The organism is Streptomyces sp. NRRL S-495 (assembly GCF_000966955.1).
In the GTDB taxonomy this organism is placed as follows: domain Bacteria; phylum Actinomycetota; class Actinomycetes; order Streptomycetales; family Streptomycetaceae; genus Kitasatospora; species Kitasatospora purpeofusca.
Genome location: NZ_JZWY01001013.1, coordinates 1 through 7,282, shown reverse-complemented (window position 1 = coordinate 7,282; position 7,282 = coordinate 1). Strand labels below are relative to the sequence as shown.

7 protein-coding genes are annotated in these 7,282 nt (G+C 70.8%); 2 read left to right on the top strand and 5 right to left on the bottom strand.

Annotated features, from left to right (window positions below):
• Positions 1–75: 75 nt before the first annotated feature.
• Complete coding sequence (locus VR45_RS38040; RefSeq protein WP_159394516.1) at positions 76–1,920, bottom strand: serine/threonine-protein kinase; 1,845 nt, start codon at positions 1,918–1,920, stop codon at positions 76–78.
• A gap of 232 nt (positions 1,921–2,152) precedes the next feature.
• On the opposite strand from VR45_RS38040, the gene VR45_RS38035 reads away from it, so the two are divergent.
• Positions 2,153–4,438, top strand: a complete 2,286-nt coding sequence (locus VR45_RS38035) for an FdhF/YdeP family oxidoreductase (RefSeq protein WP_045944521.1) — start codon at positions 2,153–2,155, stop codon at positions 4,436–4,438.
• The gene (locus VR45_RS38030) at positions 4,431–5,060 is read left to right on the top strand and encodes a CatB-related O-acetyltransferase (protein ID WP_045944520.1); all 630 of its coding nucleotides are present in this window, start codon (positions 4,431–4,433) and stop codon (positions 5,058–5,060) included. The genes VR45_RS38035 and VR45_RS38030 overlap by 8 nt, the downstream gene beginning before the upstream one ends.
• A gap of 213 nt (positions 5,061–5,273) precedes the next feature.
• Here VR45_RS38030 and VR45_RS50350 read toward each other — a convergent pair whose 3' ends face one another.
• Genes VR45_RS50350 through VR45_RS38015 form a run of 4 tightly spaced genes read right to left on the bottom strand, consistent with a single transcriptional unit; the run spans position 5,274 to position 6,983 of the window.
• Positions 5,274–5,465, bottom strand: coding sequence for a DUF397 domain-containing protein (locus VR45_RS50350; RefSeq protein WP_045944519.1), 192 nt, complete (start codon positions 5,463–5,465; stop codon positions 5,274–5,276).
• Positions 5,419–5,973, bottom strand: a complete 555-nt coding sequence (locus VR45_RS45015; protein WP_078897399.1) for a DUF397 domain-containing protein — start codon at positions 5,971–5,973, stop codon at positions 5,419–5,421. Before VR45_RS45015 ends, VR45_RS50350 begins: the two co-directional genes overlap by 47 nt.
• Complete coding sequence (locus tag VR45_RS38020; protein ID WP_045944518.1) at positions 5,936–6,127, bottom strand: DUF397 domain-containing protein; 192 nt, start codon at positions 6,125–6,127, stop codon at positions 5,936–5,938. Before VR45_RS38020 ends, VR45_RS45015 begins: the two co-directional genes overlap by 38 nt.
• Complete coding sequence (locus VR45_RS38015) at positions 6,120–6,983, bottom strand: helix-turn-helix transcriptional regulator (protein ID WP_045944517.1); 864 nt, start codon at positions 6,981–6,983, stop codon at positions 6,120–6,122. Before VR45_RS38015 ends, VR45_RS38020 begins: the two co-directional genes overlap by 8 nt.
• Positions 6,984–7,282 lie beyond the last annotated feature (299 nt).

Sequence of the window (7,282 nt, the reverse complement as noted above, 5' to 3'; positions counted from 1 at the left end):
GGGTGGGGGCGGCGGAGGCGGCGGCGGAGGCCGAGGTGGTGGCGGCGGTGTGAACGCTCCGGCGCGCGGGCCGCGTCACGGCCCGTAGATCTCCTCCACCAGGTCCTCGGCCGTGACGTGGTCCGGCGCGGCGAGGATCCACTCGCCGATCTGCTTGATCCCGGTGCCCCGTTCCAGCGCGTCCAGACAGGCGTCCGCCTCCCGCTCCGAGGCGAACTCCCAGGTCAGCACGCGGCGGATCAGCACCAGCGCCTCGGCCGGGTGCATCCGCGGCCGCTTGCCGGGCCTCGGCCGCCCGGCCGGGGCCGCCGCCAGCCGCTGCTGCTGGGCGGCCAGGTCCTGCCAGGCGCGAACGGTGACGGGGTGCTGCTCGCCGAGGACGCCGACGAGCTCCGGCAGCAGGGTGCGCAGCTGGAGCACCGCGCTTTCCGGGTCGCCCCGCTCGGCCGTGTACACCGCCAGGTCGTGCCGCGCCTGGAACACCCTCGGGTCGTGCGGACCCCAGGCGGCGTGCAGCTCCGGCAGCAGCTCGGCGAGCCGGCGCATCGCGCTGACCGTCTCGCCGCTCTCGCCGATGCACCGGAGCAGGTGGTAGCGGGCGGTGAGGGTGTCCGGGTCGGAGGGACCGAGGGCCAGCCGCAGGTCCTCGGCGACGGTGGACAGCAGCCGGATCGCGCCGTCCAGGTCGCCGGTCCGGCTCAGGAACCAGCCGAAGTCCCGCCAGGCGGCGAGGGTCTCGCGGTCCGCGGGGCCGAGCGCGGCCAGCGCCTCCTGGGCGACCGCGTGCAGCAGGGCGGCGGACTCCTCGGGCGTCGCCGCCCGGTGCGCGGCGCTCCGGCGCTCGCTCAGGGCGGCGCGGACGGTCGCGTGCGGCGTCGGCAGGGGCGCGGCGCCCTGCGGCGGTGTGGTGAGCGGGGGAACGGCGCCCGGGGGCAGCACCATCGGCGCGAACACGACGGGCGGCGGCAGCAGCGGCACCGGGCCGAACATCACGGGTGGCGGAAGCACCGGCATCGGCGGGACGAGCACCACCACCGGCCCGAACCCCGGCTGCTCCGCGGGCGCCTCGGCAGGCGCCTCCACCGCAGGCTCCCCCGGCCCCGCCGCCCCCTCCAGCTCCGCGAGCCGCCGCTCCACCGTCCGCGCGTCCGCCGGCCGGTGCTCCGGGTCCTTCGCCAGCAGTTCCGTGACCAGCCCGGCCAGTTCCACCGGCAGCCCGAACTCCGCCGGGTCCAGCGCCGGCGGCGGCGCGTTCAGGTGCTGGTACATCAGCACCGGCGTCGAGTCGCCACTGAACGGCCGTGCCCCGGTGCAGAGTTCCACCAGGACGCAGCCGAAGGCGTAGAGGTCCGCCCGGCCGTCCACCCGGCCGCCGGTCCAGCGTTCCGGCGCCATGTACGCGGGACTGCCGACGACCGTCCCGGTGGTGGTCAACCCACCCGCCCCGATGTCGAGTTGGGCGATGCCGAAGTCCAGCACCTTCACCGTGCCGGCCTCGGTGACCATGATGTTCTCGGGCTTGATGTCGCGGTGCACCATCCCCGCGTCGTGGGCGGCGGCCAGCGCCGAACAGATCTGCCGCCCCCAGCGCACGCTCTGCTCCGGACCGGGAGGGCCGTCCCGGAGCACCGAGGTCAGGGTGCGGCCGGTGATCAGCTCCATCACCAGGTACGTCACCCTGCGGCCGCCCAGCTCACCCTCGCCGAGGTCGTGCACGGTGACGATGTGCGGATGCGAGAGGTTGCCGGCCGCGCAGGCCTCGCGGACGAACCGGAGCGCGGCCTTCTGCTGGTCCTCGCCGTGGTGGTTGATGACCTTGACCGCCACCGGGCGCCGCATCCGGGAGTCGAAGGCCCGCCACACCACGCCGAAGCCGCCCTGGCCCAGCCGCTCCACCAGCTCGTACCGACCGTCGAGCACGTCGCCGACCATCACCCGCCCCACCCCCGCACTCGTGCCGCCTCCGCACTCTATCCACGGGACCGCCCGCTCCGGCCGTCCCTTCGCCCGCTCTTTCTCCCCCCTCCACTTCCCGCCCTCCACTTCCCGCCTTCGACCACATCTCCCCTGCCGCCCCCGAGTGCCCTGGTGGGAGGATGGCAACGGGCCCCGCGACGACGCGCAGGCCGCACGCAGAGCGAGGAGCGCAGTCATGGCCAAGCAGGCCCCGCAGAGCGATCCGGCGCAGGACGCCCCCCGGGTGTCCGCGCCCCAGCACGCGGCCGCCGGGCTGCCCGCGGTCGGCCACAGCCTGCGGATGGCCGCCGAGCAGATGGGTGCCCGCCGCACTCTCAGCACCCTGCTCAAGGTCAACCAGCCCGACGGCTTCGACTGCCCCGGCTGCGCCTGGCCCGAGCCCGGGAAGACGCACACCGCCGAGTTCTGCGAGAACGGCGCCAAGGCCGTCGCCGAGGAGGCCACCGAGCGCCGGATCCGCGCCGAGTTCTTCGCCGCGCACCCGGTCTCCGAACTCGCCGAGCGCTCCGGCTACTGGCTCGGCCAGCAGGGCCGGCTCACCGCGCCGATGTTCCTCGACGAGGGCGCCACCCACTACACCCCGATCTCCTGGGACGACGCCTTCGCGCTGATCGCCGAGGAGCTGCGGGCCCTGGACACCCCGGACGGCGCCGCGTTCTACACCTCGGGCCGGACCAGCAACGAGGCCGCGTTCGCCTACCAGCTGTTCGCCCGCCGGCTCGGCACCAACAACCTGCCGGACTGCTCCAACATGTGCCACGAGTCCTCCGGCTCGGCGCTCACCGAGACCCTCGGCGTCGGCAAGGGCAGCGTCAGCCTCAAGGACCTCTACCAGGCCGATCTGATCATCGTCGCGGGCCAGAACCCGGGCACCAACCACCCCCGGATGCTCTCCGCCCTGGAGCGGGCCAAGCGCGCCGGCGCCACCATCGTCAGCGTCAACCCGCTGCCCGAGGCCGGGCTGGAGCGGTTCAAGAACCCGCAGCAGGCGCGCGGCCTGGTCGGCCACGGCACCAAGCTGACCGACCTCTTCCTGCAGATCCGGCTCGGCGGCGACCTCGCCCTGTTCCGTGCCCTGAACCAGCTGATCCTGGAGAAGGACGCCGTCGACCACGCCTTCGTCGCCGAGCACGGCCACGGCTTCGAGGAGTTCGCCGCCGAGGCCCGGACCACCTCGCGCGAGGAGGTGCTCGCCGCCACCGGCCTGCCCTGGGAGCAGATCGAGGAGCTGGGCCGGATGGTCCTCGCCTCCGAGAAGGTCATCGTCTGCTGGGCGATGGGCCTCACCCAGCACAAGCACTCCGTGCCGACCATCCGCGAGGTGGTCAACTTCCTGCTGCTGCGCGGCAACGTGGGCCGCCCCGGCGCCGGCGTCTGCCCGGTGCGCGGCCACAGCAACGTCCAGGGCGACCGGACGATGGGCATCTTCGAGCGGCCCGCTCCCGCCTTCCTGGACGCCCTCGGCCGCGAGTTCTCCTTCGAGCCGCCGCGCGAGCACGGCCTGGACGCGGTCGACACCATCCGGGCCATGCGGGACGGCCGGATCGGCGTCTTCTTCGCCATGGGCGGCAACTTCGTCGCCGCCACCCCGGACACCGAGGTCACCGAGGCGGCGATGCGCCGCTGCCGGCTGACCGTGCACGTCTCCACCAAGCTCAACCGCTCGCACGTGATCACCGGCACCCGCGCGCTGATCCTGCCCACCCTCGGCCGCACCGACCGCGACGTCACCGCGCGCGGCGCCCAGTTCGTCAGCGTCGAGGACTCCATGGGCCAGGTCCACTCCTCGCGCGGCGGCCTGCGCCCGCCCGCCCCGGGTCTGCTCTCCGAGATCGCCATCGTCTGCCGCCTGGCCCGCGCCGCCCTCGGCCCGCAGGACACCGTGCCGTGGGAGGACTTCGCCGCCGACTACGACACCCTGCGCGACCGGATCGCCCGGGTCGTCCCCGGCTTCCAGGACTACAACGACAAGGTCCGCCGCCCGGGCGGCTTCACCCTCCCGCACGGCCCGCGCGACACCCGCACCTTCCCGACGGCGACCGGCAAGGCCAACTTCACGGTCAACCCGCTCACCGCGCCGGAGGTGCCGGAGGGCCGGCTGCTCCTGCAGACGCTGCGCTCGCACGACCAGTACAACACCACCATCTACGGCCTCGACGACCGCTACCGCGGCATCCAGGGCGGGCGGCGGGTGGTCCTCGTCAACCCGGCGGACGCGGACGAGTTCGGCCTGTCCGACGGGCAGTACGTGGACCTGGTGAGCGAGTGGAAGGACGGCGTGGAACGGCGCGCCCCGCACTTCCGCGTCGTCCACTACCCGGTGGCGCGGGGCGGGGCTGCGGCGTACTACCCCGAGACGAACGTCCTGGTGCCGCTGGATTCGACCGCCGACATCAGCAACACCCCGACATCGAAGGCCGTCGTGATCCGCTTCGAGCCCGACAGCGGCGCCGATGCCTGACCCCTCAGTGCTCCACCCGATGCCGGAGCAGCCCCGGGTGGTGCTGCTCCGGCCGCTGGTGACATCGCCACTGATCGAGGTCGGCGAGTTCACCTACTACGACGACCCGGACGACCCGACGGCGTTCGAGACCCGGAACGTGCTGTACCACTACGGCCCGGAGCGGCTGGTCATCGGCAAGTACTGCGCCCTGGGCACCGGTGTCAGGTTCATCATGAACGGCGCCAACCACCGGACGGACGGCCCGTCGACCTTCCCGTTCCCGATCATGGGCGGCTCCTGGGCTGCTTCTTTTGATCTGCTCACCGACCTCCCGAACCGGGGTGACACGGTCGTGGGCAACGACGTCTGGTTCGGCAACGGTGTGACGGTGATGCCCGGCGTCCGCATCGGCCACGGCGCGATCGTGGCGACGGGCTCGGTGGTCACGGCGGATGTCCCGGACTACGCCGTGGTCGGCGGCAACCCGGCCCGCGTGATCCGTACCCGGTACGAGGAGGACGACGTCACCCGCCTCCTGGCCGTGGCCTGGTGGGACTGGTCTGCGGAACACATCACCGCGCACGTGCGGACGATCATGTCCGGGACGGTGGAGGAGCTGGAGGCGGCGGCTCCGGAGTAGGAAGTCAGCGGGGCCGACTTCTCATTTCTGCCGCCCCACCCTGAACAGCTGCCCCTCGCTCGCTTCGAGCGAAGGGCAGCCGGTTCCGGACAGCGTCGCAGAGTGGGAAGTCGGCGATTCCGACTTTCCACTCCACCCTTGCCCCCCCGCCAGGAGAACAGCGGCCGGTGGAGAGCTGGCGCCTCGCTCGGGCCGAGCGAGGCGCCAGCGAGATCACGCATGGTGGTCGAGGTCGCCGACCTTGATGGCGTGGAGGAGGTCAACGAGGACGGCGGGAGCAGTTCGGATGACGACAGCGCCGTCGTCGGAGTCACGCAGTTCGACCAGCCCGCCCATCACACGAACCTCGACACACGCATTACTCGAACCCGAGTAGCTGGACTTCTGCCAATGATGACTGAGCACGCCACCCTTCCCCGTACTGATTGGAGGCCCCTCGCTCGGGTCGAGCGAGGGGCCTCCGGGGCCATGCGAGCCGGTCGAAGCCACCAGCCTTGATCGATTTGAGCAGGTAGCGGAAGGCCGCAGGATCCGCACCGATGGTCGTTCCGGGCTCATCGGACTCCCGGAGTTCCACCACCTCACCGCGAACACGGACCTCGACGCACTCGTTGTTCGCCGCACTGAAACTGGACTTCTGCCAGACGGAGCTGCTCACGCCTTCCCTTTCGTCCGAGGTGCCAATGCCCCTGGCCACAGCCGACAGCACTGGCCTCCCCGCTCGCTGTCTACCCACCCATGACACCCGGTGCAAGGACGCCGGAGGTGGGAAGTCGGCCGGTCCGACTTCCCACTCCGCCCTTGCCTCAGCTGTGAGGGACGGCGGCTTTGGGGTGGCTGGCCCCTCGCTCGGGTCGAGCGAGGGGCCAGCTGGATCAGGCGTGGTGGTCGAGATCGCCGGCCCTGATGGCATCGAGGAGGTTCATGAGAGTGGCGTGGTTCGCGCGGACTATGACGCCGGGGGCATCGGACTCGCGAAGCTCAACCGCCTCGACGCCGGCACGGACCTCGACGCACTCGTTGTTCGCCGCGCTGTAACTGGACTTCTGCCATATTGCATCAGGCATAGCTGGCCTCTATTTCCTTCTTGAGGGAACGGATGAAGTCGCGCGATCCGTCCTCGGAGAGCGCAGTGGAGTCCAGTCGGTCAAAGATGACCCGCTGCTTAGCCAGATCTGCCGGGGAGTCGAAGAAGAGCGTCCCCTGTGACACATCCATCTGAACAGTGTCCAGCTCGGGCACCAGCCCCTTGGCGAAGGTGAGGTTCTCACCGGACCCCGGGAAGGTGTCAAGTGCGAACGGCACCACCCGCACGGAGATCCCAGGCTGAGCGGAGTCCTCAATCAGAGCCTCAAGCTGCTGGGCGAGAACCTTCAAGCCTCCGAACTGCATACGCAGAGCCGCTTCATGGATGTACGTCCGCAATGGTGTCCCGCCGGAGCGGACGATCTGCTGCCTCTGGACCCGGAAGGCGGTCCTGATGTCGATCTCGGTTCGGGAGAGCGGCGGGTAGATCCGAGTGAAGACTGCAGAGGCATAGGTACCGGTCTGCAGAAGCCCCGGGATGTAGGTGGTGGTGCAGATGGCGATCTCCTGAGCATGCGCCTCAACCTCGGCCACTTCCAGGAAGTCCGTTGTGAGCACCTCGCGATAGCTCTCCCACCAGCCCTTTCCCCGTTCACCGATGATGCTGGCAAGCGCGTCGATCAGCGGCCGGTTGGCACAGTTGCAGGCTGCAGCGATGGTGTTCAGCCGCTCCGCGCTGATGCCGATCCGCCCGGATTCCATTTGCGTGACCTGGGCGGGGCTCATTCCGACGGCACGGCCGAGTTGGGATCCTCCGAGGCCTGCCTGCTCTCTCATCCTCCGCAACTCCGTTCCGAGCCTGCGTTGACGGATGGTCGGGTTCGGGCGTGGAGGCATGGCTTCCTTCCGGGGCGCGGTCGGGCCAAGTGTGCCGCGCCGTTCGGGCGACGGTCCACCGGAGTGCGATGTTCCAGCCGTCGTTACCCCTCACGGGTGAACATCTCGCGAGCGTAAAAAATAGATACCGCCGTGGGCTATGGTCTACCTCACAGCGATCCGACGGATCGTCAGTAACGCCTGTTCGCCCGGGCAGTAGGCGCCTGCTGCCCTTTTGCACCGCAGAGCAGCCGGGTCCGGGCCGGCCTCGTTCACGGTGGCGCATCCGTCGACGTTTCCTCCCTCCCTGCCCCTCCCCC